Origin of the sequence: Streptomyces sp. NPDC014891, assembly GCF_043081085.1 — a bacterium.
Classification (GTDB): domain Bacteria; phylum Actinomycetota; class Actinomycetes; order Streptomycetales; family Streptomycetaceae; genus Streptomyces.
Window position 1 is genome coordinate 185,048 of sequence record NZ_JBIBWF010000009.1, and the last position, 24,761, is coordinate 209,808.

At 71.1% G+C, this 24,761-nt stretch carries 18 protein-coding genes and 1 tRNA gene; 8 read left to right on the forward strand and 11 right to left on the reverse strand.

Annotation, left to right across the window (positions count from 1 at the left end; all coding sequences use genetic code 11):
• Positions 1–89 precede the first annotated feature (89 nt).
• Positions 90–1,502: a pyridoxal phosphate-dependent decarboxylase family protein gene (locus tag ACF09E_RS25440; RefSeq protein WP_392207327.1), complete on the forward strand. Its 1,413-nt coding sequence runs from the start codon at positions 90–92 to the stop codon at positions 1,500–1,502.
• Positions 1,499–2,911: a lysine N(6)-hydroxylase/L-ornithine N(5)-oxygenase family protein gene (locus ACF09E_RS25445; protein WP_392207329.1), complete on the forward strand. Its 1,413-nt coding sequence runs from the start codon at positions 1,499–1,501 to the stop codon at positions 2,909–2,911. The genes ACF09E_RS25440 and ACF09E_RS25445 overlap by 4 nt, the downstream gene beginning before the upstream one ends.
• Positions 2,912–2,961: 50 nt before the next feature.
• On the opposite strand, the gene ACF09E_RS25450 is transcribed toward ACF09E_RS25445, so the two are convergent.
• Complete coding sequence (locus tag ACF09E_RS25450; protein WP_392207331.1) at positions 2,962–4,764, reverse strand: bifunctional metallophosphatase/5'-nucleotidase; 1,803 nt, start codon at positions 4,762–4,764, stop codon at positions 2,962–2,964.
• Between the two features lie 114 nt (positions 4,765–4,878).
• Here ACF09E_RS25450 and ACF09E_RS25455 point away from each other — a divergent pair, with 114 nt between their 5' ends.
• A complete protein-coding gene (locus ACF09E_RS25455; protein ID WP_392207333.1) occupies positions 4,879–5,604 on the forward strand; it encodes an SIMPL domain-containing protein in 726 nt (241 codons plus the stop codon).
• Between the two features lie 146 nt (positions 5,605–5,750).
• On the forward strand, positions 5,751–7,178 hold the full coding sequence (pyk, locus tag ACF09E_RS25460; RefSeq protein WP_392207335.1) for a pyruvate kinase: 1,428 nt from the start codon (positions 5,751–5,753) through the stop codon (positions 7,176–7,178).
• 3 nt (positions 7,179–7,181) lie between these two features.
• Here the strand turns inward: pyk and ACF09E_RS25465 are convergent, their stop codons facing one another.
• The gene (locus ACF09E_RS25465; RefSeq protein WP_392207337.1) at positions 7,182–7,961 is read right to left on the reverse strand and encodes a helix-turn-helix domain-containing protein; all 780 of its coding nucleotides are present in this window, start codon (positions 7,959–7,961) and stop codon (positions 7,182–7,184) included.
• Positions 7,962–8,069: 108 nt separating this feature from the next.
• Positions 8,070–8,142 (reverse strand) — tRNA-Leu (locus ACF09E_RS25470).
• Between the two features lie 98 nt (positions 8,143–8,240).
• Here ACF09E_RS25470 and ACF09E_RS25475 point away from each other — a divergent pair.
• On the forward strand, positions 8,241–8,894 hold the full coding sequence (locus ACF09E_RS25475) for an ANTAR domain-containing response regulator (RefSeq protein ID WP_073917005.1): 654 nt from the start codon (positions 8,241–8,243) through the stop codon (positions 8,892–8,894).
• Between the two features lie 88 nt (positions 8,895–8,982).
• Here ACF09E_RS25475 and ACF09E_RS25480 read toward each other — a convergent pair whose 3' ends face one another.
• The 7 genes from ACF09E_RS25480 to ACF09E_RS25510 all read right to left on the reverse strand — a co-directional run bounded on the left by ACF09E_RS25480 (position 8,983) and on the right by ACF09E_RS25510 (position 18,232).
• Positions 8,983–9,699: an ABC transporter ATP-binding protein gene (locus tag ACF09E_RS25480; protein WP_361849479.1), complete on the reverse strand. Its 717-nt coding sequence runs from the start codon at positions 9,697–9,699 to the stop codon at positions 8,983–8,985.
• A complete protein-coding gene (locus ACF09E_RS25485; RefSeq protein ID WP_392207339.1) occupies positions 9,696–10,724 on the reverse strand; it encodes an ABC transporter ATP-binding protein in 1,029 nt (342 codons plus the stop codon). The genes ACF09E_RS25480 and ACF09E_RS25485 overlap by 4 nt, the downstream gene beginning before the upstream one ends.
• A gap of 2 nt (positions 10,725–10,726) precedes the next feature.
• On the reverse strand, positions 10,727–12,568 hold the full coding sequence (locus ACF09E_RS25490) for a branched-chain amino acid ABC transporter permease (protein ID WP_392207341.1): 1,842 nt from the start codon (positions 12,566–12,568) through the stop codon (positions 10,727–10,729).
• Positions 12,565–13,494 (reverse strand): branched-chain amino acid ABC transporter permease, encoded by a 930-nt coding sequence (locus ACF09E_RS25495; protein WP_148004563.1) that lies wholly within the window; start codon positions 13,492–13,494, stop codon positions 12,565–12,567. Before ACF09E_RS25495 ends, ACF09E_RS25490 begins: the two co-directional genes overlap by 4 nt.
• A gap of 116 nt (positions 13,495–13,610) precedes the next feature.
• Entirely contained in the window at positions 13,611–14,828 is a 1,218-nt protein-coding gene (locus tag ACF09E_RS25500; protein WP_388802815.1) for a branched-chain amino acid ABC transporter substrate-binding protein, read from the reverse strand.
• A gap of 561 nt (positions 14,829–15,389) precedes the next feature.
• On the reverse strand, positions 15,390–15,884 hold the full coding sequence (locus tag ACF09E_RS25505) for a PaaI family thioesterase (RefSeq protein ID WP_392207343.1): 495 nt from the start codon (positions 15,882–15,884) through the stop codon (positions 15,390–15,392).
• A gap of 65 nt (positions 15,885–15,949) precedes the next feature.
• Positions 15,950–18,232 (reverse strand): FdhF/YdeP family oxidoreductase, encoded by a 2,283-nt coding sequence (locus ACF09E_RS25510; RefSeq protein ID WP_392207345.1) that lies wholly within the window; start codon positions 18,230–18,232, stop codon positions 15,950–15,952.
• Between the two features lie 134 nt (positions 18,233–18,366).
• Here ACF09E_RS25510 and polA point away from each other — a divergent pair, with 134 nt between their 5' ends.
• Positions 18,367–21,078 carry a DNA polymerase I gene (gene polA, locus ACF09E_RS25515; RefSeq protein ID WP_392207347.1) on the forward strand — a complete coding sequence of 904 codons (2,712 nt, stop codon included), beginning with the start codon at positions 18,367–18,369 and terminating at the stop codon, positions 21,076–21,078.
• Positions 21,079–21,321: 243 nt separating this feature from the next.
• Here polA and ACF09E_RS25520 read toward each other — a convergent pair whose 3' ends face one another.
• Positions 21,322–22,233 (reverse strand): DUF4184 family protein, encoded by a 912-nt coding sequence (locus tag ACF09E_RS25520; protein WP_392207349.1) that lies wholly within the window; start codon positions 22,231–22,233, stop codon positions 21,322–21,324.
• A gap of 260 nt (positions 22,234–22,493) precedes the next feature.
• Between ACF09E_RS25520 and ACF09E_RS25525 the strand changes: the two genes are divergently transcribed.
• Entirely contained in the window at positions 22,494–24,305 is a 1,812-nt protein-coding gene (locus ACF09E_RS25525; RefSeq protein ID WP_392207351.1) for a lytic transglycosylase domain-containing protein, read from the forward strand.
• A 311-nt stretch (positions 24,306–24,616) separates the two neighbouring features.
• Positions 24,617–24,757 (forward strand): SPW_0924 family protein, encoded by a 141-nt coding sequence (locus ACF09E_RS25530; protein WP_362217256.1) that lies wholly within the window; start codon positions 24,617–24,619, stop codon positions 24,755–24,757.
• Positions 24,758–24,761: the final 4 nt, after the last annotated feature.

The window sequence follows — 24,761 nt, forward strand, 5'->3', positions numbered from 1 at the left end:
GCCCCGCACACCAGGGCGCCGTCCCCCGTTCGGGTCACAACCCACGACTCCCCGGACACACCCCGACCACCCCCGGCACCCTGTCGTCCATGTGTGCCGCACCCCCGCCCCTCGCCGCCGATCCCACCGCCCTGAGCCGCCTCCTCGGCACCACCCTCGACGCCCTCCGCGAAGGCGCCGCCGTCCGCGGCGGCCCCCTCCCCGCCGGCGGCCCCGAAGCCGTGGCACACCAGGTCCGCACAGCCCTCGGAGACCCGCTCCCCGAGACCGGCCACGGCCCCCACGAGGCGCTCCGCACCCTCGTCCGCACCCTCGCCGAAGGCGCCGCCGACCCCGCCCACCCCCTCTGCGTCGCCCACCTCCACACCCCGCCCCTCGCCCTCGCCGCCGCCGCCGACCTCGCGGCCTCCGCCCTCAACCCCTCCATGGACTCCTGGGACCAGGCCCCCGCCGCCTCCACCCTCGAAGCGCTGGTCACCGCCGCCCTCGCCGCCGAGGTCTACCCGGACGCCCCGCACCCCGACGCCCTGATCACCACCGGCGGCACCGAGTCCAACCAACTCGCCCTGCTCCTCGCCAGGGAACGCCTCGGCCCCACCGTCCGCACCGTCGTCGGCGCCAACGCCCACCACTCCTTCCGCCGCGCCGCCTGGCTCCTCGGCCTCCCCGACCCGGTCGTCCTCCCCACCCCCCGCGGCACCCTCGACCCCGCCGCACTCCACGAGGCACTCACCACCCACACCGGCCCCCTCCTCGTCGCCGCCACCGCCGGCACCACCGACGAAGGCCTCATCGACCCCCTCCCCGCCCTCGCCGACCGGTGCGAAGCCCACGGCACCGACCTCCACGTCGACGCCGCCTACGGAGGCCCCGTCCTCTTCAGCCGCACCCACCGCCCCCTCCTCGACGGCCTGCACCGCGCCCGCACCGTCACCGTCGACCTGCACAAACTCGGCTGGCAGCCCGCCGCCGCCGGACTCCTCGCCGTACGCGACCCGGCCGACCTCGCCTCACTCGGACACACCGCCGCCTACCTCAACGCCGACGACGACACCGAAGCCGGCCTCCCCGACCTCCTCGGCCGCTCCCTGCGCACCACCCGGCGACCCGACATCCTCAAGACCGCCGTCACCCTCCGCGCCCTCGGCCGCACCGGCCTCGGCGCCCTCGTCGACGCCTGCATGGAACGCGCCCAGGAACTCGCCGACCTCGTCGAGAAGGCCCCCGGACTCGACCTGCACGCCCGCCCCACCCTCACCACCGTCCTCTTCCGGCCCACCGGCGACGGAGGCGCACCCGGCGCACACGGCGCCCCCGGCGCACCCGACGACGACACCGTCGCCGCCGTCCGCCGCACCCTCCTCACCCGGGGCCACGCCGTCCTCGGCCGCGCCCAGGCAGACGGCCGCCTCTGGCTCAAAGCCACCCTGCTCAACCCCCACGCCACCTCCGGCGACCTGGCCCAGCTCATCACCCTCGTGGAAGGCAGCACCCCCCGATGACCGGCAGCACCCCCCAGGACGACCCCGACCGGCCCCACGACCTCGTGGGCGTCGGCATCGGCCCCTTCAACCTCTCCCTCGCCGCCCTCGCCCACGGCATCCCCGGCGGCCTCGCCACCGCCTTCTACGAGCAGAAGCCCGCCTTCCACTGGCACCCCGGCCTCCTCATCGAGGGCGCCACCCTCCAGGTCCCCTTCCTCGCCGACCTGGTGACCCTCGCCGACCCCGGGAGCCCCTGGACCTTCCTCCAGTACCTCAAGGCCCGCGAACGCCTCTTCCCCTTCTACTTCGCCGAGAAGTTCCACATCCACCGCGCCGAATACGACGCCTACTGCCGCTGGGTCAGCGAACGACTCCCCGGACTCCACTTCGGCCACCAGGTCGACTCGGTCCGCTGGAACCCCGAACGCCGCCTCTTCGAAGTCGACTTCACCCAGATCGACCCCGACGGCGAGGCCGAGGCCCTCGGCCGCGCCTACACCCGTAACGTCGTCCTCGGCGTCGGCACCGAACCGTACGTCCCCGAACCCCTCAAACCGCTCGCCGAGGCACCCGGCGTCCCCGTCTTCCACTCCGCCGACTACCTCACCCACCGGGACACCCTCCTCGCCGCCGGACACGTCACCGTCATCGGATCCGGCCAGTCGGGAGCCGAGATCTTCCTCGACCTGCTCCGCGCCCGCCCCACCGGCGCCGAGAAGATCCACTGGCTCGCCCGCACCGAGGCCTTCGCGCCGATGGAGTACTCCAAACTCGGCCTCGAACACTTCACCCCGGACTACACCCGCTACTTCCACGCCCTGCCCGAGCACGTACGCGGCGAACTCGTCCCCCGGCAGTGGCAGCTCCACAAGGGCATCGACACCGACACCATCGCCGCCATCCACGACGAGCTCTACCGCAGAACCCTCCACGGCGGCTGGCCCGACGCCGTCCTCACCCCCGGCGTCCGGGTCCGCACCGCCGGCCGCGTCGCCACCACCCAGGTCGAGCTGCACCTCGAACACCTCCAGCAGGGCACCCGCTCCCGCCTCACCACCGACGCCGTCGTCCTCGCCACCGGCTACCGCGAACGCCCCGTCGACCGCATGCTCGCCGGCCTCGACCCCTATCTCCGCCACGACTCCGCCGGCCGCCCCCGCGTCGACGAGCGCTACCGTCTCGTCCTCGACCCCTCCGTCACCGGCGCCGTCCACGTCCAGAACGCCGAGAAGCACACCCACGGCGTCGGCGCCCCCGACCTCGGCCTCGCCGCCTGGCGCAGCGCCACCATCCTCAACGCCGTCATGGGCAAGGACGTCTACCCCCTGCCCCGCCGCACCGCCTTCACCAGCTTCGGCCTGGAGACACGAGAGGCGCCGAGCATCCCGGCCCAGGGCCAGAAGCTGACGCCACTCGTCCAGCAGTAGCGGCCGGGGGCCCGTCCAGCCGATCACCACCGGACGGGCCCCGCCGGACCTCAGAAGACGGGCACCCCGTCCCGCGTCAGCTTCCAGTCCACCGAGGCGAACAGGGCCGGATCCACCGTCCCCTTCGCCTGCACCCACTGGATGATGGTGTTCCGGATCTCGTCCGAGTTCGCCCACAGCTGCTGGGCACCCGCGACGTGCGGGAACGCACCGCCGCCACTCGCCCGGTAGTTGTTCACCGCCAGCACGAACCTCGCCGCCGGATCGAGCGGCCCGCCCTCGAACGACAGGTTCACGATCCGCGAACCCGCCGGCTTCGCGATGTCGATGTCGTACGTCAGCCCCGAGACCGCGTCGTAGTTGTAGTCCGGAATGCCGTCGGCGTTCGTCAGCTTCGCGGTGTCGACCGGGGCCCCCGCAGCCGTCTGCACGTAGTACCGCGCCGAGAACTCCAGGTAGTCCTTCAGCTGCGCCCCCGTCATCAGACGGGCCTCCAGCGTGTTCTCGAACGGGTACAGGCCCGCGGCGTCCTTGATCGAGACCTGACCGGCCGGGATCCGGGCCGTCCGCGAGAAGCACGAGGCCTGCGAGAGCACCGGCAGCGACGCGTGCGCGCCGCCCGCCAGGGCCGCCTTCACCGTCTCCGTCTGCACCACGTTGATCAGGTCGATGATCGGCTCGTCCTTCCACGGCGCGTCGGCCGTGGTCATCGCGGCGGTCGAGGTGCCGATGATCTGGTTGACGTACGCCACGACCTTCCGGTGCTCGTCCCCGAGCAGCCCGGTGATCTCCGGGTCCTCCGCCACCGTGTTGGAGTTGAGGACCTGCGCCCCCACCTTCTCGACCGTCCAGCGGCCCTTCTCCCACACCAGGTCGAAGTCGAACAGCGTCAGGCGCTGCCCCCACTTCAGCGGCTCGGACAGGACGACGTCCTTGCCGGTCTCCTTGTTCCTCACCCGGTACTCCGGGATCTCGGTGTGCGCGTGCCCGACCAGGATCGCGTCGATGCCCGGCACCTGCTCCGCGACCAGCCCGGCCGCGTTCTCGACGTGGGGCAGCTGGTCACCGTACGAGGACGTACCGCTGGACCCGGAGTGCGCCGACACGACGACCACGTCCGCACCCATCGAGCGCAGCTTCGGCACCCACTTCGCCGCCTGCTCCTCCAGCCCCGGGAAGACCATCTTCCCGCTGACGTTCGCCTTGTCCCAGATGGCGATGCCCGGGTTCGTCAGGCCGAGGACCGCGACCCTGACGTCCTTGCCGTGCGGGGTGCGCAGCCGGTGCATGCTGTACGGGGCGAACGCCGGGCGCAGGGTCCTCGCGTCCAGCGCGTTGGCCCCGAGCAGCGGGAAGTCGCACTGCTCCTCGAACTTGCGGAGCACCGGGATGCCGTAGTTGAACTCGTGGTTGCCCAGCGCGGCGGCGTCGTACCCGATCGCGTTCATCGCCTGCGCCATCGGGTGCACCGGACCCCGGCGGGCCGTGATCGGGTCGACCTTGGCGTAGTAGTACGACAGCTGCGTGCCCTGGATGGTGTCGCCGGCGTCGATGAGCAGGGTGTTGCGGCGACCCTTCTCCTTCCGCACCTGGTCGACCAGCGTGGAGATCTTCGCCAGGCCCACGTCGTTGTGCGCCTTGTCGTCGAACTCCTTGTCCGTGAAGTAGTCCCAGTTGAAGACGTTGCCGTGCAGGTCGGTGGTGCCCATCACGGTGAACGAGTACCGCTTCCGCGGACGCGGACGGGCGTGACCCCCGTGGGCCTGGGCGGGCGCGGCGACGGCTCCGGCGACGGCCACCCCGGCCCCGGCGGCGGCCGAGCGCTCCAGGAACGTCCTGCGGTTCAGCGGCATGTGTTCTCCCCTTGTGGTTCCGTGCCGTCGGCGCCGACCGTGGCGCACAACGCGCGTAGATTCTGGCTCAGACGACACCCCGGCAACAGCCCTTTCGGGTTACGGAGTGGGAAAGTGTTCGGAGGACGACCGCTGCCGCACACCGAGGAGCAGGACGTGACCCAGGACCACGCGACCCCCGACGCACCCCAGGTGACCGTCCGAGGAGAAGGGCGCCTGGAGGTCGACCCCGAACTCGCCCGGATCTGGATCACCGTCTCCGCCCGCGGCCCCGACCGCGCGACCACGCTCGCCGACCTCACCCGTCGCAACACCCAGGTCCTCGACCTGGTCAAGGCCCAGGGCCCCGCCGTCGAGAAACTGGAGACCGGCAGCCTCTCGATCTCCCCCGAGCTCACCCGCAAGGGCCGGGGGGAGCGGGTGCACGCCTTCCACGGACGCGTGCGGATCACCGCCGAACTCACCGACTTCACCGTCCTCGGCGAACTGGTGACGCGCCTCGCCGACCTGGAACTGACCAGCGTCGACGGCCCCTGGTGGTTCCTCCGCCCGGCCTCCCCGGCCTACGCGGAGGCCCGCAGGCTCGCGGTCTCCGAAGCCGTCCAGCGGGCCCGCGCCTACGCCGAGGCCCTGGGCACCAGCCTCTCGTCACTCCTCGAACTCTCGGACGCGGGCACCGCGGAGCGCCTCGGGCCGCGGCGGGCCGCCTTCGGCTCGGCGGCGGTGGCGTACGCGGCGGAAGGCGCCGGCGAGGCCCCGCCGCTCGACCTCGAACCGCAGCGCCAGACGGTGACCGCCGAGGTCGTGGCCCGCTTCACGATGCGGCCGCCCGCACTCTGAGACAGGGGGCGCCGGGGCGCGTGAAACGCTCATCGGAGCACCCCGGCGCACAGATTCAATACTTGTCAACAGCCTTTCATGGAAAGGTTGTTGAGTAGTCATGTCCCACCAACTCGCTACTGGTGGGTAAGCCCTAGGCTCGCATCATGCGCCGAGCGAAAATCGTTTGTACCCTTGGGCCCGCCACCGAAACATACGACCAGATCAAGGCGTTGATCGAGGCCGGAATGGACGTGGCCCGCTTCAACCTCAGCCACGGCTCGTACGTCGAGCACGAGGAGCGCTACCAGCGCGTCCGCAAAGCCGCGGACGAGACCGGCCGCAGCGTCGGCGTCCTCGCCGACCTTCAAGGCCCGAAGATCCGCCTCGGCCGCTTCCGTGAAGGTCCCGTACTCCTTGAACGCGGCGACGAGTTCGCCATCACCGTCGAACCCGTGGAAGGCGACCGCCACTGCTGCGGGACGACCTACTCCGGCCTCGCCGCCGACGTCACCGCGGGCGAGCGCATCCTCGTCGACGACGGCCGCGTCACCCTGGAGGTCACCTCCGTCGACGGCCCCCGGGTCAACACCGTCGTCATCGAAGGCGGCATGGTCTCCGACAACAAGGGCCTCAACCTCCCCGGCGTCGCCGTCTCCGTCCCCGCCCTCTCCGAGAAGGACATCGAGGACCTCCGCTGGGCCCTCCGCACCGGCGCCGACGTCATCGCCCTCTCCTTCGTCCGCAGCGCCCGGGACATCGACGACGTCCACCGGATCATGGACGAGGAAGGCCGCCGCCTCCCCGTCATCGCCAAGATCGAGAAGCCCCAGGCCGTCGAGAACATCGAGGAGATCGTCGCCGCCTTCGACGGCATCATGGTCGCCCGCGGCGACCTCGGCGTCGAGATGCCCCTGGAGCAGGTCCCGATCGTCCAGAAGCGCGCCGTCAAGCTCGCCAAGCGCAACGCCAAGCCGGTCATCGTCGCCACGCAGATGCTCGACTCGATGATCGACAACTCCCGCCCCACCCGCGCCGAGGCCTCCGACGTCGCCAACGCCGTCATCGACGGCACCGACGCGGTGATGCTCTCCGGCGAGACCAGCGTCGGCCGCTTCCCGATCGAGACCGTCCGCACCATGAGCCGGATCGTCGAGGCCGCCGAGGAGGACGTCCTCGCCAAGGGCCTCCCGCCCCTCACCGACCGCAACAAGCCCCGCACCCAGGGCGGCGCGGTCGCCCGCGCGGCCGCCGAGATGGGCGACTTCCTCGGCGCCAAGTTCCTCGTCGCCTTCACCCAGTCCGGCGACACGGTCAAGCGCCTCTCCCGCTACCGCTCGCCCATCCCCCTGCTCGCCTTCACCCCGGACCCGGCGACCCGCTCCCAGCTCAACCTCACCTGGGGCGTCGAGACCTTCCTCGGCCCGCACGTCGAGTCGACGGACGCGATGGTGGCCCAGGTGGACGAGGAACTCCTCCGCATCGGCCGCTGCCGGCCCGGCGACATCGTGGTGATCACGGCCGGCTCCCCGCCGGGAGTCGCGGGCTCGACGAACCTGGTCCGGGTCCACCACATCGGCGACCCGCTGACGTAGGGGTCAGTGCTTGGGGCCGATGTGCGCGTCCATGAGGGCGACCGAGGCTTTGCGGGCGACGGAGATGTTGTACGGCTTCCCCTTGCGGGTGCAGTGGGTCCATTCGATGCCCAGCATGTCGAGCGTGTCGGTGTAGAGCTGCCGGATGTCGTCGGAGACGTTGGTGAACCAGTACCGCGGATACTCGTAGCGTTTGCACTCCCCGTTGACGATTCGAGTCGTCCAGTTGACGGCTCGGCAGCCGTCCGAGTGGATCAGGCCACGAATGAAGTCCCAGGGGTGTTCCTCGACGATGTCCTGCTGCCAGGACTGCAAGGAGATCTCACGCTCGTGCTTCTTGCCGGGGCCATGTTGAGGGAACATGCATGTCCAGTGTTTGGTGAACGACTTCACCTCGGCACACCCCGGCCGGGCCCGTCGCCGAACACTGGGCATCGGCATAACGCGTCGCATGGCGTCCTCGGCTGCGTCGATCAACCCCGGCCAGGACGCGGCACAGAAGATCGACAGGTGATGCTGTCTGGCCTTGGAGACGATGTGGCCGTCCCCGAGGTAGAGGCCCAAGAGATACGCGTAGGCCGAGATGTCGAAGGCCCGTCCGGTGCACTTGGGGCAGTCGGTCGGACGCTCGTATCGGACGCCGCGCCGTCGCCGGTCCTCCGAAAGCCACCAACCGACCGTGCCGCGCGGCACGTTGAGCCGCTCGGCGACGGTTCTGTTGCTCAGGCCTCGGCGGAGAAGTACGAGCGCCTCTTCGCGAATCGAAGGATTGTGCTGCTCCATGTCGGCAGCTTGGCCCGGTACGGGCCTGCGGGGCCGGAATCGAAGAGGTGTTCACCTTGACGAGTGAAGATCGCCAATGAGCGGGATTCCTTGGAATCGAAGGTAAAGTGCCCCGGGTGGGATTCGAACCCACGCTGTATGGTGTTTGAGACCATTGCCTCTTCCGCTGGGCTACCGGGGCTCCTTCGAAACGAAGGTCAGTAGCGACCTGCTGTGTCTCAAACATACAGGACTAGGTAGGCTCATGTAGCAGTACCTGCCCCGCACCGAGGAGCCCCCGTGACCGCCCCCGAGTCGCCCCAGCCCGCTGACGACGCCGACGCGTCGCACGTCCCGCCGCTGACGACCCGCGTCGTCATCGCCGAGGACGAGGCCCTCATCCGCCTCGATCTCAAAGAGATGCTGGAGGAAGAGGGCTACACGGTCGTAGGCGAGGCCGGTGACGGCGCCAAGGCCGTCGAGCTCGCCCGCGAGCACCGCCCCGACCTCGTCATCCTGGACGTGAAGATGCCCGTCCTGGACGGCATCTCGGCCGCGGAGAAGATCGCCGGCGAGTCCATCGCCCCGGTCCTCATGCTCACCGCCTTCTCGCAGCGCGAGCTCGTCGAGCGGGCCCGGGACGCCGGGGCCATGGCGTACCTGGTGAAGCCGTTCAGCAAGAGCGACGTGGTGCCGGCCATCGAGATGGCCGTCTCCCGCTTCTCCGAACTGCGCGCCCTGGAGCAGGAGGTCGCCGACCTCTCGCAGCGCCTGGAGACCCGCAAGCTGGTCGACCGCGCCAAGTCCGTCCTGCAGACCCAGTACGGCCTGACGGAGCCGGCCGCGTTCCGCTGGATCCAGAAGACGTCGATGGACCGCCGCATGTCCATGCAGCAGGTCGCCGAGGCCGTCATCGAGGACGCCGAGGAGAAGAAGGCGGCCAAGGGCCAGTAGCCCGCCCGCCCCGCCGTACGCGTACGGAGAAGGCCCGCCCCACGGCTCTGTGGGGCGGGCCTTCCGTCTGTGGTGCCGACCTGGCGGGTCAGTCCTCGCCGAGGTACGCCTTGCGGACGGACTCGTCGTGGAGCAGGTCGCGGCCGGTGCCCGAGAGCACGACCTTGCCGATCTCCATCACGTGGCCGTGGTCCGCGAGGGCGAGGGCGGCCTGGGCGTTCTGCTCGACGAGCAGGATGGTGGTGCCCTGGGCCTTGAGCTCGGCGATGGTCGCCATGATCTTCTGCATCATGATCGGCGAGAGGCCCATGGAGGGCTCGTCGAGCATGAGCAGCTTGGGCTGGGACATGAGGGCCCGGCCCATGGCGAGCATCTGCTGCTCGCCGCCGGAGAGCGTGCCGGCGGCCTGCTTGCGACGCTCGCCCAGGATCGGGAAGAGGTCGTAGGCGCGCTGGACGTCCTTGGCGATGCCCGCGGTGTCCTTCCGGAGGAAGGCGCCGAGGAGGAGGTTCTCCTCGATGGTCATGCGGGGGAAGATGTGCCGGCCCTCGGGGGAGTGGGCGAGCCCGAGCGAGACGATCTTGTGGGCGGGGATCTTGCGGAGGGACTTGCCCTCGAACTTGATCTGGCCGCCGACCGGCTTGAGGAGCCCGGAGAGGGTCCGCAGGGTGGTGGTCTTGCCGGCGCCGTTGGTGCCGATGAGGGTGACGACCTCACCGGCGTCGACGGAGAAGGAGATGCCCTTGACGGCCTCGATCTTTCCGTAGGCGACGCGCAGGTCCTCGACTTCGAGCAGTGCGGTCATGCGTCGTTCTCCTTGCCCGAAGCAGGGTCTCGCGTGGTGTCCTCGGAGGAGGTCTCCTCGGCTGCCGGTGCCTCGTCGGCGGGGGCGTCCGGGGTCTCGGGGGCGTCCTCCTGCGGCGGCGCCTCCTCGTCGGCGGTGGTGTCCGGGGCGGCGGCCGCGGCGGGTGCCTCCCCGGCGGGGGTCTCCGCGACGGGTGCCTCCTCCGCGGGGGTGTCCGCGACGGGCTCGCCCAGGTAGGCGGCGATGACCCGCTCGTCGCTCTGGACGGTCTGGCTGTCGCCCTCGATGAGCTTCTGGCCCTGGACGAGCACGGCGACCCGGTCGCAGAGGTTGAAGATGAACCGCATGTCGTGCTCGATGACGAGGACGGCGATGCCCATGTCGCGGATGGCGAAGATGAGTTCCTCCGCCGCGCGGGTCTCCTGCGGGTTCATGCCGGCGGTGGGCTCGTCGAGCAGGATCAGGCCGGGGTCGCTCGCGAGGGCGCGGGCGATCTCCAGCTTGCGCTGCTCACCGTAGGGGAGGTTCTTGGCGAGGTGCTGTGCCTTGTCCTGGAGGCCGATGAACTCCAGGAGCTCCATGGCCCGCTCGGTGGCCTCGGCCTCGGCCTTCTTGAAGCCGGGCAGGCGGAGCAGCGCCGACCAGAGGCCCTGCTTCATGCGGGTGTGGCGTCCGACGAGGACGTTCTCCAGGACCGTCATGTTGTGGAAGAGACGGATGTTCTGGAAGGTGCGGGCGATGCCGGCGTTGGTGACCTTGTAGGACGTGGGCGGCAGGACCGTGCCCTTGTAGCGGACTTCGCCCTCGGTGGGGACGTAGAGGCCGGTGAGGCAGTTGAAGAAGGTGGTCTTGCCGGCGCCGTTGGGGCCGATCAGGCCGACGATCTCGCCGCTGTTGACGGTGAGGTTCACGTCGCGCACGGCGGTGAGGCCGCCGAAGCGCATGGTGACCCCGCGCGCGTCGAGCACAGCCTCGCCGGCGGTCGGCGCCGTGGTGGCGTCCGCGGTCTTCGTGGTGGTCGTCATGTTCAGGCACCTGCCTTGGCGAGCGTGGCGGGCGTCTCGTCGTTCTCGTGGAACTCCAGCTGGTTGCGCCGGTTGGCGATCATGCCCTCGGGGCGGAAGCGCATGAGGAGGATCAGCGCGACGCCGAAGGCGAAGAGCTGGTACTCGCCCATGAACTGGAGCTTGTTGGGGATGAGGAAGAGGAGCGAGGCGCCGACCAGCGGGCCGCTCATCGTGCCCATGCCGCCGAGGACGACGGCTGCGAGCAGGAAGGCGGAGTTGGGCGGGATGGGACCGGCGAAGAGGTACTGCTCGGGGGTCACGGTGTAGGTGACGTGGGCCTGCACGGTGCCGGCGAGGCCGGCGAGCGAGGCGCCGAGCGCGAAGGCGATGAGCTTGACGCGGAAGCCGTTGATGCCCATGGCGAGCGCGGCGGTCTCGTCCTCGCGGATGGCGACCCAGGCGCGGCCGATGCGGGAGTCGCCGCTGCGCCGGAAGACCAGCACGACGACCGCCATGATCAGCAGCATCAGGAAGAAGTAGTTCGCGAAGCGGCCGATGGTGAAGCCGGCGATCGAGTGCTCGGCGCCGAAGTCGAACCCGAAGATGTTGAGGTTCGGGATGGAGGCGATGCCGTTGGAGCCGTTGGTGATGTCCGGTCCGGAGGTGCCGTCGGTGTTCATGACGGCGATGCGGAAGATCTCACCGAATCCGAGGGTCACGATGGCGAGGTAGTCGCCGCGGAGCCGGAGGGTCGGGGCGCCGATGAGGACACCGAAGACCAGGGAGGCTCCGGCGCCGACCAGGATGGCGGCCCAGAAGGGGAAGTGGACGCCGAACGGGGAGGTCGGGGCGCCCGAGACGAGGGCGGCCGCGTAGGCGCCGACGCCGAGGAAGGCGACGTAGCCGAGGTCGAGGAGACCGGCGAGGCCGACGACGATGTTGAGGCCCAGGGCGACCGTGGCGAAGATCAGGATGTAGACGCCGAGCGTCGCGTACTGGTCGTCGGTCTGGGTGAAGGGGAAGAGCGCGGCGGCGGTGAACGCGCCCGCGATGGTGAGGTTCTGGTGCTTCTTGGTGAGCTGGGTGGCCTGCTGCATCAGGCCGGACTTGTTGACCGCGGCGAAGCCGAGGCCGGCCGTGATCAGGAAGCCGACGAAGAGCTCGTCGTACTCGGTGCCGACGCCGTAGGTGAAGACTCCGAGCGCCACGGCGAGGATGCCGGTGATGATCAGGATCTCGACGGAGGAGTGCAGCGGGGGCAGCTTGCGGGCGGTGCCGGTGGAGGCGAAGGCGCCCTTGAAGACCGTCCAGCCGTTGCCGGCGCGGTGCTTGAACTGGTCCCAGCCGGTGTCCTCGGGGTCCACGGGGTGGACCGCGGGCCGCTCGAAGGGGAGGGCGAGGGCGCCGAGGAGGGTGATCAGGCTGGAGAACGCGACGATCGCGCCGCCGGGCTCCAGGTTGACCGGGCCGCCGAGGGTGACGCTGATCGCGGCGACGGTGTACCAGGTGGTGCCGAAGGTGGCGAGGGCGGCGAACTTGATCGCGCCGTCGGCGCCGGCGGGGGTCAGCCAGCGGGTGCCCTTGACGCCGTACGAGGAGAGGGCGAAGAGGGCGGTGAGCAGGCCCAGGACGAGGACCTGGAGCTGGAGGCCGGCCGGGGAGCCGTAGTAGGTGAGGTCGCCGGGGAAGGTGGGCGTCCAGGTCCAGGAGAGGAAGCAGGCGGCGACGGTGAGGACGGCTCCGCCGAGGGCGAGGGCGCGGGCGGTCTTGGCCGGCACGAAGCCGAGGAGACCGGTCGCCTCCTTCTGCTGGGAGAGCGGTGCTGCCTGGGGGTTCTCGGAGATGGTGGTCATGGTGCTCACGCCCTGTCCGCGACGCGCTCGCCCAGGAGGCCTTGGGGCCGGGCGAGGAGTACGACGATGAGGAGTACGAAGGCCCAGACGTCGGCCCAGGACTGGCCGCCGAGCTGCTCCATACCGGGGATGTGGCTGATGTAGGCCGTCGCGAGGGTCTCGGCGATGCCGAGGACGACTCCGCCGATCATGGCGCCGTAGATGTTGCCGATGCCGCCGAGGACGGCGGCGGTGAACGCCTTGAGTCCCAGGAGGAAGCCCATCTTGTAGTCGACGACGCCGTACTTGAGGCCGTAGGCGACGGCGCCGACGGCGGCCATCGCGGCTCCGAGGGCGAAGGCGATCACGATGATGCGGTCCGTGTTGACGCCCATGAGCTTGGCGGTGTCCGGGTCCTGCGCGGTGGCCTGCATGCCGCGGCCGACGCGGGTGCGCATCACGAAGAAGGCGAGGACGGCCATGCAGATCGGGGCGGCGATCAGGAGGAAGACGTCGCCGGTCTGGATGGTGACGGGGCCGAGTTCGATCGGACCGCCGGGGATCTGCGGGAAGGTCCGGGCGGACTTCGCCTCGGGGTACCAGACCCACACCGCGTACTGCAGGGCGAGGGAGAGGCCGATGGCGGTGATGAGCGGGGCGAGGCGGGGGCCGCCGCGTAGCGGACGGTAGGCGAACCGTTCCGCTCCGACGGCTATGGTGGTCGCGACGACCACGGCACCGATGATCATGACGGGCAGCGCGACCCACATGCTGGTGCCGCCGGGCAGGATGAGCCAGACCGTGAGCGCCCCGAAGCCGCCGGTCATGAAGATCTCGCCATGGGCGAAGTTGATGAGCTGGACGATGCCGTAGACCATCGTGTAGCCGACGGCGACGAGCCCGTACATGGATCCCAGTAGCAGGCCGTTGACCAGCTGCTGCGGCAGTTCGTTCACCGCATTGTCCTCCGAGACTTTCGACGGATGTGACACCGCGCGGGGAGCCAGGTGCGGCCCCCCGCGCGGTGAAGGTGGTGCTGAGTGGTGCTGGTGGTGCTGAGCGGTGAGGTTGATCAGCCGCCGAAGGTGCCGGACTTGACGGGCTTGAACGCGCCGCCCTCGACCTTGTAGACGGTCAGCTGCTTGTTGGTGGTGTCACCGAACTCGTCGAAGGAGACCTTGCCGGTCACGCCCTCGAAGGAGACGCCCTGCATGGCCTCGACGACCTTGGCGCGCTCGGGGACCTTGCCGCCGTTGCCCTCGGTGGCCTTCTTGACGGCCTCGATGATCGCCCAGGTCGAGTCGTAGGCGTAGCCGCCGTAGGCCTCGTAGGCCTCCTTGTAGCCCTTGGCCTTGTAGTTGGTCAGGAACTCCTTGGCGGAGGCGAGCTCCTCGATCGGGGAGCCGACGGAGGTGGCGATGTCGCCGTTGGTCGCGGCCGCGCCGCCGAGCTTGACGTACTCGGGGCTGTAGATCGCGTCGCCGCCGACGACGGTGACCTTGGCGCCGGCCTCCTTGATCTGCTTGGCCAGCGGGCCGGCGGCCGGGTACTCGCCACCGTAGTAGACGACGTCGGCGCCGGAGCTCTTCACCTTGGTCGCGACCGCGGAGAAGTCCTTGGTGTCGGGGTTGATGTGCTCGGTGCCGAGGACCTTGCCGCCGAGCTTCTCGAACTCGCCCTTGAAGGTGCCCGCGAGGCCGGCGCCGTAGGTCTTCTTGTCGTCGATGATGAAGGCCTTGGTCTTCTTGGCCTCGTTGTAGACGTACTGCGCGGCGAAGGGGCCCTGGATGGCGTCCGTGGTCGCGGTGCGGAAGTACGACGCGTAGGTGCGCTTCTTCTCGCCGGTGCTCCAGTTGATGCCCTGGCTCAGCGCCGGGTTGGTGTTGGCCGGGGAGACCTGGACCAGCTTCGCGTCGTCGAAGACCTTCTGCATCGACTCGGCGACGGAGGAGTTCAGCGGGCCGACGACGCCGAGGACGCTCTTGTCGGCGACGAACTTGGTGGCGTTCTGCTGGCCGGCGGAGGGCTGCGCCTGGTCGTCGAGGGACTCCAGCTTGAAGGTCACGCCCTTGACGTAGGCCTTCTCGTTGGCCGTCTTGACCGCGAGGTCGGCGGAGTTCTTGATGCCGAGGCCGAGGGCGGACAGCTCGCCGGTGAGGGGCGCGTCGAGGCCGATGGTCACGGTGACGTTGCCGCCGTCGCCGCCCTTCTCGGCCCCCTTGTCGTCGCGCGAACCACAGGCGGTGAGGGTGAGTGCTCCCGCGGTGACCGCGGTGGTGAGTATGAGCATCGAACGGTTTCGCACGAAGGGTCCTTTCCCTGGCGCGGCCCCCTCGGATGAGGCGGTGCCGTGAAGCTGCGGAGCGAGGGGTGCCGTTTTGGAACGCCGGGCCGTACTGGGGTTGGTACAGGGCCGTGCAGTAGGACGCGCCCGGCGGCGCGGTGACTGGCGGTGACTCTAAGCGCAGGTGGGGAGGGTCGGGGAGCGCCGAGGACAGGATGTGACTGTCTTGTTATGCCGACGGGGAAAGAGTGTGCGCGCCGGGTGGGAAAACCGGGGCATAGAGGGCTGTAATGCGGTGTTCACATAGTGAGAACGCGCAGTTCCGCTAAGGGGCTTGAGCGATTCTTGGTACTGACGGTCCGCTCAGCGGACTCTCCGGATATCGGACAACGGCAGAAAGCTGAGCGGACGAACCGACCCCTCCGCTTCACCGCCGGACGACCCTTGTGCATGTGACACAGCGTGACGGAACCGGGGGCGCGGCCGGGGCGGGAACGCGTGAGGGGCGGCACCTGGTGGTGCCGCCCCCGGGTCGTCCGTGGCTGGTCAGGCCTCGTGTGTCACCGCTCAGCCGTGTGCGGTGTCCGGAATGCTCGACGCGTCCTTCGCGGTGACCTCACGCAGCAGGCAGGTGAGCCGCGCCGTGCACACCCGCTTGTCCTGCTCGTCGGTGATCACGATCTCGTACGTGGCCGTCGACCGGCCGCGGTGCACGGGGGTCGCCACACCGGTCACCAGGCCGCTGCGTACGCCCCGGTGGTGGGTGCAGTTCAGGTCGACGCCCACCGCGATCTTCGACACTCCGCCGTGCAGCATCGAGCCGACGGAGCCGAGGGTCTCGGCGAGGACCGCGGAGGCGCCGCCGTGCAGCAGCCCGTACGGCTGGGTGTTGCCCTCGACGGGCATGGTGCCGACGACGCGCTCGGCGGAGGCCTCCACGATCTGGACGCCCATCCGGTTGCCGAGGTGTCCGGCCGAGAAGAGCGCCGGGAGGTCGACACCCAGTGCCGCGTACTCGTCGAGGACCTCCTGCGGGAACTTCACGTGCTGCTGCTCACCCATGCCCGGCTCCGTTCGTTTCGTACGTCTTCGTACGGCTGGTCTTCCTGAGCTGCCTGAGCAAACGCTTAGGCGGAGGCGGATTCTTCCAGACGGACGACCACGGACTTGCTCGCGGGGGTGTTGCTCACGTCCGCCGTCGACTCCAGCGGCACCAGCACGTTCGTCTCCGGGTAGTAGGCCGCCGCGCACCCCCGGGACGTCGGATAGTGCACCACCCGGAAGCCGGGCGCCCGCCGCTCGGTGCCGTCCGTCCACTCGCTGACCAGATCCGCGTACGCCCCGTCGGCGAAGCCCAGCTCCGCCGCGTCCTCGGGATGGACCAGGACGACCCGGCGGCCGCCCTGGATGCCCCGGTAGCGGTCGTCCAGGCCGTAGACCGTGGTGTTGTACTGGTCGTGCGAGCGGAGCGTCTGCAGGAGCAGCCGCCCCTCCGGCACCCTCGGGTACTCCACGGGCGCCGCCGTGAAGTTGGCCTTGCCCGTCTTCGTCGGGAAGCGGCGCTCGTCGCGCGGCCCGTGCGGCAGGCGGAAACCGCCCGGGTCCGCCGCGAGACGCGCGTTGAAGTCCTCGAAGCCCGGCACCACGCGCGCGATGCGGTCGCGGATCGCCGCGTAGTCCGCCTCGAACTCCTCCCAGGGCGTGGCCGATCCGGCGCCGAGGACGGCGCGGGCCAGCCGCGCCACGATCGCCGGCTCCGACAGCAGGTGCGGGCTCGCGGGCGGCAGGTTGCCCCGCGAGGCGTGCACCTGACTCATCGAGTCCTCGACGGTCACGAACTGCCTGCCGCCCGCCTGCACGTCCCTGTCGGTACGGCCCAGCGTGGGCAGGATCAACGCGCGCGTGCCCGTCACCGCGTGCGAGCGGTTCAGCTTCGTCGAGACGTGGACGGTCAGCCGGGCCCGGCGCATCGCCGCCTCCGTCACCTCCGTGTCGGGCGTCGCCCCCACGAAGTTCCCGCCCATCGCGAAGAACACCTTCGCCTCGCCGTCGCGCAGCGCCTGGATCGACCGGACCACATCGAAGCCGTGGTGACGCGGCGAGACGATCCCGAACTCCTTGTCCAGGGCGTCAAGGAAGGCGGGCGCGGGACGCTCGAAGATCCCCATGGTCCGGTCGCCCTGCACGTTCGAATGTCCGCGCACCGGGCACACGCCGGCGCCGGGCCGCCCTATGGCGCCCCGCAGCAGGAGGAGGTTGACCACCTCGCGGATGGTCGGCACCGCGTGCTTGTGCTGGGTGAGGCCCATCGCCCAGCACACCACGGTCCGCTCCGAGGCGAGCACCATCTCCAGGGCCCGCTCGATCTCGGCGCGCCGCAGCCCGGTCGCGGCGAGGGTCTCGTCCCAGTCGGCCGCCGCGGCCGCCTCCGCGAACTCCTCGTAACCGTGGGTGTGTTCGCGTACGAACTCCTCGTCGACCGCCCCCGGGACCTCCAGGACCAGCCTGTTCAGGAGCCGGAAGAGGGCCTGGTCGCCGCCGATCCGGATCTGCAGGAACAGGTCGGTGAGCGCGGCGCCCCTCAGCATGCCCTGCGGGGTCTGCGGGTTCTTGAACCGCTCCAGGCCCGCCTCGGGCAGCGGGTTCACCGAGATGATCCGCGCGCCGCCCGCCTTGGCCTTCTCCAGGGCCGAGAGCATCCGCGGATGGTTCGTCCCCGGGTTCTGCCCGGCGACGATGATCAGGTCCGCCCGGTGCAGGTCCTCCAGCGAGACGCTGCCCTTGCCGATGCCGATGGTCTCCGTCAGCGCCGAGCCCGAGGACTCGTGGCACATGTTGGAGCAGTCCGGCAGGTTGTTCGTGCCGAACTCGCGGGCGAACAGCTGGAGCAGGAACGCCGCCTCGTTGCTGGTCCGCCCCGAGGTGTAGAAGAGCGCCTCGTCGGGGGAGCCCAGGGCCCGCAGCTCCTCCGCCAGGATCGCGAAGGCCCGCTCCCAGGTCACCGGCTCGTACCGGTCGCCGCCCTCCGGCAGCAGCATCGGCTCGGTGATCCGGCCCTGCTGGCCCAGCCAGTACCCGCTGCGCTCCGCCAGGTCGGCCAGCGGGTGCGCGGCGAAGAACTCAGGGGTGACCCGGCGCAGCGTCGCCTCCTCGGCGACCGCCTTCGCGCCGTTCTCGCAGAACTCGGCGACGTGCCGCTTGTCCTCCTCGGGCCAGGCGCAGCCCGGACAGTCGAAGCCGTCCTTCTGGTTGACCTTGAGCAGGGTCCGCGCGGTGCGCCGCAGCCCCATCTGCTCGCGTGCCATCCGCAGGGTGTGCCCGACGGCGGGCAGCCCGGCGGCGGCGTGCTGCGGGGGCGTGACCTGCGGTGCGTCCTGGACCGGGTCGCCGACCGGCGGCTTGCTGACCATCGCGCTCTCCCTTGAGCGGTAATCCTGCGGCGTACGCCTCCGATCCTGTCACGGGGCGGCGACGGCCCGGCACCCCGCCGGTGCGGTGCGCAGCGGTGGGCGGGATTGTCAGTGGTCCGTGGCAGGATCGTCGTGTGGCAGAGACAGCATCGAAGAACCCCGCAGACATCCGCCCCCGCCTGCTCCTCATGGACGGGCACTCGCTCGCGTACCGGGCGTTCTTCGCGCTGCCCGCGGAGAACTTCACCACCGCGACGGGGCAGCCGACGAACGCGATCTACGGGTTCGCCTCGATGCTGGCGAACACGCTGCGCGACGAGGCGCCCACGCACTTCGCGGTCGCCTTCGACGTGTCCCGCAAGACCTGGCGGTCCGAGGAGTTCCCCGAGTACAAGGCGAACCGCTCCAAGACCCCCGACGAGTTCAAGGGGCAGGTCGAGCTGATCGGCGAGCTCCTCGACGCGATGAACGTGCCGCGCTTCGCCGTCGACGGCTTCGAGGCCGACGACGTCATCGCCACCCTCACCACCCAGGCCGAGGCCGAGGGCTTCGACGTCCGGATCTTCACCGGCGACCGCGACTCCTTCCAGCTGGTCTCCGACCGCACCACCGTGATCTACCCGACCAAGGGCGTCTCCGAGGTCACCCACTTCACCCCCGAGAAGGTCCAGGAGAAGTACGGCCTCACGCCCTCCCAGTACCCCGACTTCGCCGCCCTCCGCGGCGACCCGTCGGACAACCTGCCCGGCATCCCCGGCGTCGGCGAGAAGACCGCCGCCAAGTGGATCAACCAGTTCGGCTCCTTCGACGAGCTCGTCGCACGCGCCGAGGAGGTCAAGGGCAAGGCCGGGCAGAACTTCCGCGACCACCTGGAATCGGTCAAGCTCAACCGCCGGCTGACGGCCATGGTCACCGACGTCGAGCTGCCCAAGGGCGTCGCGGACCTGGCCCGCGAGCCCTACGACCGGGGAGCCGTCGCCCTCGTCCTCGACACCCTGGAGATCCGCAACCCGTCGCTGCGGGAGCGGCTCCTCGCCGTCGACCCGGGCGCCGCCGAGGACACCGCCCCGGCCCCCGCGGCCGGCGTCGAGATCGACGGCACCGTCCTGGGCGCGGGCGAGCTGGCCCCCTGGCTCGCCGAGCACGGCACCGAGCCCCTCGGCATCGCGACCGTCGACACCTGGGCCCTCGGCACGGGGAACGTGGGCGAGATCGCCCTCGCCGCCGCCGGCGGCGCCGCCGCGTGGTTCGACCCGAGCGCCCTCGACGAGACCGACGAGCAGGCCTGGGCCGCCTGGATCGCCGACCCCGACCGGCCGAAGGCCATGCACAACGCCAAGGGCGCCATGCGGGTCTTCCCCGAGCACGGCTGGAGCGTCGCGGGCGTCACCATGGACACCGCCCTCGCCGCCTACCTCGTGAAGCCCGGCCGGCGCTCCTTCGCCCTCGACGCGCTGTCCGTCGAGTACCTGCACCGCGAGCTCGCCCCGGCGGCCGCCGCCGACGGACAGCTCGCCTTCGGCGCCGACGACACCGCCGAGGCCGAGGCCCTCATGGCCCAGGCGCGGGCCGTCCTGGACCTCGCCGGGGCCTTCGAGGAGAAGCTCGGCGAGGTCGGCGCCCGCGAGCTCCTCCACGAGGTCGAGCTGCCCACCTCCGCGCTCCTCGCCCGCCTGGAGCGCCAGGGCATCGCCGCCGACCGCGAGCACCTGGAGGCCATGGAGCAGCAGTTCGCCGGCGCCGTGCAGCAGGCCGTCAAGGAGGCCCACGCCTCCGTCGGCCACGAGTTCAACCTCGGCTCGCCCAAGCAGCTCCAGGAGGTCTTCTTCGGCGAGCTGAACCTGCCGAAGACCAAGAAGACCAAGACCGGATACACGACGGACGCCGACGCCCTCGCCTGGCTGGCCGGCCAGACCGAGCACGAGCTGCCGGTCATCATGCTCCGCCACCGCGAGCAGGCCCGGCTCCGCTCCACCGTCGAGGGCCTGATCAAGACGATCGCCGCCGACGGACGCATCCACACCACCTTCAGCCAGACGGTGGCCGCCACCGGACGCCTCTCCTCCACCGACCCCAACCTGCAGAACGTGCCGGTGCGCACGGACGAGGGCCGCGCCATCCGGCACGGCTTCGTCGTCGGCGAGGGCTTCGACGCCCTCATGACCGCCGACTACAGCCAGATCGAGCTCCGCGTGATGGCCCACCTCTCCGAGGACGAGGGCCTCATCGAGGCCTTCACCTCCGGCGAGGACCTCCACACCACGGTCGCCTCCCAGGTCTTCGGCGTCGAGCGGTCCGCCGTCGACGCCGAGATGCGCCGCAAGATCAAGGCCATGTCCTACGGCCTGGCGTACGGCCTGTCCGCCTTCGGCCTCTCGCAGCAGCTGAACATCGACCCGGGCGAGGCCCGCGGCCTGATGGACACCTACTTCGAGCGCTTCGGCGGGGTCCGGGACTACCTGCGCCGGGTCGTCGACGAGGCCCGCGCCACGGGCTACACCGAGACCATGCTCGGCCGCCGGCGCTACCTGCCCGACCTCAACAGCGACAACCGCCAGCGCCGCGAGGCCGCCGAGCGGATGGCGCTCAACGCCCCGATCCAGGGCACGGCCGCCGACATCGTCAAGGTCGCCATGCTCGGCGTCGACCGGGCGCTGACCGAGTCGGGCCTCACCTCCCGGATGCTCCTCCAGGTCCACGACGAAATCGTGCTCGAACTCGCCCCGGGCGAGCGCGAGCAGGTCGAGGCGCTGGTCCGCGAGCAGATGTCGGCCGCCGCCGAACTGCGCGCCCCGCTGGACGTCTCGGTGGGCGTCGGCCACGACTGGGACTCGGCCGCGCACTGACCCGCCGCAGCACACCCCGACGGCCCCCCGGTCCCCGACCGCGGGGGCCGTCGCCGTGTCCGCCGCCCACCCCCGGCGGAACCCGGGGCGGGTGTCTCCGCGCGTACGGGCGGCTGCGTGTCCGCCCCGCACGAGTGGTGGTGTCCACGCCCCGCACAGGGGGTTCTCCGGCCTGTGCGGAAGGGCGGCTTCCCTGGCCTGCCGGGGCGGTCGGCGTCTCTGGCGGTCGGCCTCTCCAGGGGATCAGCGCGATCCCTGGCGCGACCGCTCCGCCGCCACCGGCCCGTCCGCTTCCCCCTCGCACTCCCGTGCTGCCACGGCACCGCCGGAAGGGGGCGCCGTGACCGAGGCGGACGCACCCAGGAGCCGGACCCCCGCCCCGTACAGCACGAGGCCGACGAAGAGGCCCGCCCCGGCCCCGAAACAGGCCGTCGGAATCACGTCCAGGGGCGTCTCGATCCGGTCCCAGCCCCAGTAGGCGGCCCAGCGCAGCACCCGGTGGGCCATTCCGGCGAGGACGCAGCCTCCGATGAGGGCGGCCGCGAGCAGCCGGCCCCGCCGGCCCGGGACCCGCACCCCGGCGGGCCCGTCCGCCTCCGGTGCCGAGCGGAGCGCCCGCGCGGTGAACCACACCAGGAGCCCGAGCGCCAGCGCCGAACCCCCGTACTGCGCGTAGAGGTAGACGGGGAAGCCCGCCACGACGTCGCCGAGGACCGGGATCGCCCGGGTGCCCCAGCGGTCGAGGTGGGTGAAGGAGTCCCACACGACGTGGGTCGTCGAGCCGACGACCGCGGAGAGGGCGAACCACCCGGCGAGCACGGCCGGGTGCCGGTCGCGGCAGGCCGCTCCCCGGACGAACCCGTACACGCGCCCGCGCCACCGTGCGGGCAGCAGCACGACGAGCGGTTCGCGGACGGTCAGCCAGAGGGCCACCAGCACGGCGGTGATCAGGACGTCGGCGGTGACGATCCCGACGGGGGAGTGGGTCACGTCCCCGAAGACCATCGCGTCGGGGAAGGCCGTCGCCGCGAAGTAGGTCATGTCGGGCGCGAAGGAGCCCGCGACGAGCGCGGACGCGACCAGGGGGCCGCGCGCGGTCCCGTTCCGCCGCAGTCCGGGCAGCACGGCAGCGGCATGGCTCAGCGTGAACGGCAACGGGTCTTCCCCCAGGCTCCGGTGGTCCCGGCCGGCGTCTCTCACCGGCCGCAGTGCTAGAGGTGTCCGACCCTCCGCACGGTTCCCACCCCCGACCGTCCCATGGGATACGACTGCAAGCTCGCCGGGCGGGCGAGAGGTGTCGAAACGGTGAAACCCGGTCAAGGCCCGGTGTTCGGTGGACCGGAGTTGGCATAGGGTCGCCAGAGGTCTCGCGCGGGGAGCGCGGGACCTCCGTCGAGGGGGAAGGGACCACGGACATGTCAGCGCACTTGAGCCGCAGGCTGCGCAAGGGAGCCACCAGCGGTGCGGTGGTGGCCGCGGCGGTCGCCGCGCTCGCCGCCTCGCAGGCGCCGGAGATGATCCCGCCACCCACCGACAACGCGGGCGGAGACCGGGCCATCGGTGCCGGGGACACGGCATCGCCGACCGGCGACGGCTCCGCCACCGGCAACTCGCCGTACTACACGGAACTGCCGCCGCTGAACACGCCGAACAAGCCCGGGGCGCCCACCGCCAACGTACCGGTGATCACCGGCCCCGCCCAGGCCGGCATACCCGCGTCCGTACTCGCCGCCTACCAGCGCGCCGAGCAGTCGATCCGCTCCACCAACCCCGGCTGCAACCTGCCGTGGCAGCTGCTCGCGGGCATCGGCAAGGTCGAGTCCGGGCAGGCGCGCGGCGGCCGGGTGGACGCCAACGGCACCACCCTCTCCCCGATCCTCGGCCCCGTCCTCAACGGCGTCGGATTCGCCAACATCTCCGACACCGACGGCGGCGCCTTCGACGGCGACCGCACCCACGACCGCGCCGTCGGCCCGATGCAGTTCATCCCGTCCACCTGGGCCACCTGGGGCCAGGACGCGAACAGCGACGGGAAGAAGGACCCGAACAACATCTACGACGCCGCGCAGGCCGCCGGACTCTACCTCTGCGCCAACGACCGCAACCTCGCGCTCAAGGCCGACCTCGACCGCGCGATCCTCAGCTACAACCGCTCCACGGAGTACCTGAACACGGTCACGTCGTGGTTCGAGTACTACCGTCGCGGCACCCACCAGGTCCCGGACGGCACGGGAGTGCTGCCGGTCGACCGGAGCGACGGCCGCACCCGCCACCCCGGCACCACGACGCCGTTCACGCCGGCGCCGACCACGCCCGCTCCGACGCCGTCCGGGACGGGCGCGCCGAAGCCCGACCCGACGAAGCCGGGCCAGCCCGACCCCACGAAGCCGCCGACCAAGCCGACGACGCCGGTGAAGCCCCCGGTCACGCCGCCGACGAAGCCGACGGTTCCGCCCGTCGTGCCGCCGGCTGTGAAGGTCGTGCGCCTCTCTGCCGTCTCCACCGGGTCCCTCACCGCGCCCACCGAGACCTCCTTCGCCAAGACCCCGACGGTCGCCGCGCTCGACGCCGCCGGCGCGCCGATCGCCGGCGTGGTCGTCCGCTTCGAGATCACCGGCACCACCGACACCCGCTTCCCCGGCGGCGGCACGACCGCGAACGTCACCACGGGCTCGGCCGGACTCGCCGCCGCCCCCGCCCTGCGGGCCGGCGAGAAGACCGGAACGTTCACGGTCAAGGCCACCGTCGTGGGCCGCGGCATCGAGGCGACCCGGTTCACCGCGACCGTCACCGAGCGGCAGGCCGACGCCCTCACCCGCGTCGGCGGCGACCCGCTGACGGCCACCACCGGCACCACGTTCGCCCAGTCCGTGCAGCTGAAGGCGACCCTGAAGGGTGCCCTCGCCCCCGGCGTCCTCGTCACGGCGGTGATCGCCGACGCCGAAGGCACCACGGCGAGCACCGACGGCCCGACCTTCAAGGACGGCACCCGCACACTCACCCTCAAGGCCGACGCGAACGGCCTGGTCTCGCTGCCGGCCCTCCTCGCGGGCGACAAGGCCGGTTCCTACGTGCTCCTCCTCACCGCGCCCGGCGATGCCACCACGACGATCAAGCTGACGGTCGAGTCACCCACCGCGAGCCCGAGCCCGAGCCCGAGCTCGACTCCGGAGCCGACCCCGTCGAGCAGCGGTTCGCCCGAGGCCTCCCCTTCCCCCTCGTCCTGACCCTCCCCACCCCCGCCCTCCCCCCGCCCCACCCCGAGCGCCGCCTCTCCGCCCCCACCGGGCGGGGGAGCGGCGCTCGGCGTCTCCCCCCTCGGGGGCGTTCCGCCGGGCCGGCCCGACGGAACGGCCCCGGCTGCCGCATGGCAGCCCCGTCGGACACGGTCGGCACCCCTGGGTGCCGACCGTGTCCCGGCTACCCATCCGACGTCGGGAACCCCGTGCGGGTCGGTGCGACGTGTTCTCATCTCGCGGTCGCGTTGCTACGGTGCCCCGACCTGACGACCTATCAGATCGCACTCGGGAGGCCGACCATGCGCGCCCTCGTCGCCGCCGCCATCGGACTCGCCCCAGTCCTCCTCTTCGCCCTCCTCGTCTCCGTGGTCGATCTGCCGCCCGACGGGCCCACCTCGCCCAAGCCCCTGCTGACCGCCGACCCCGGCCCCAAGAAGTAGGGGG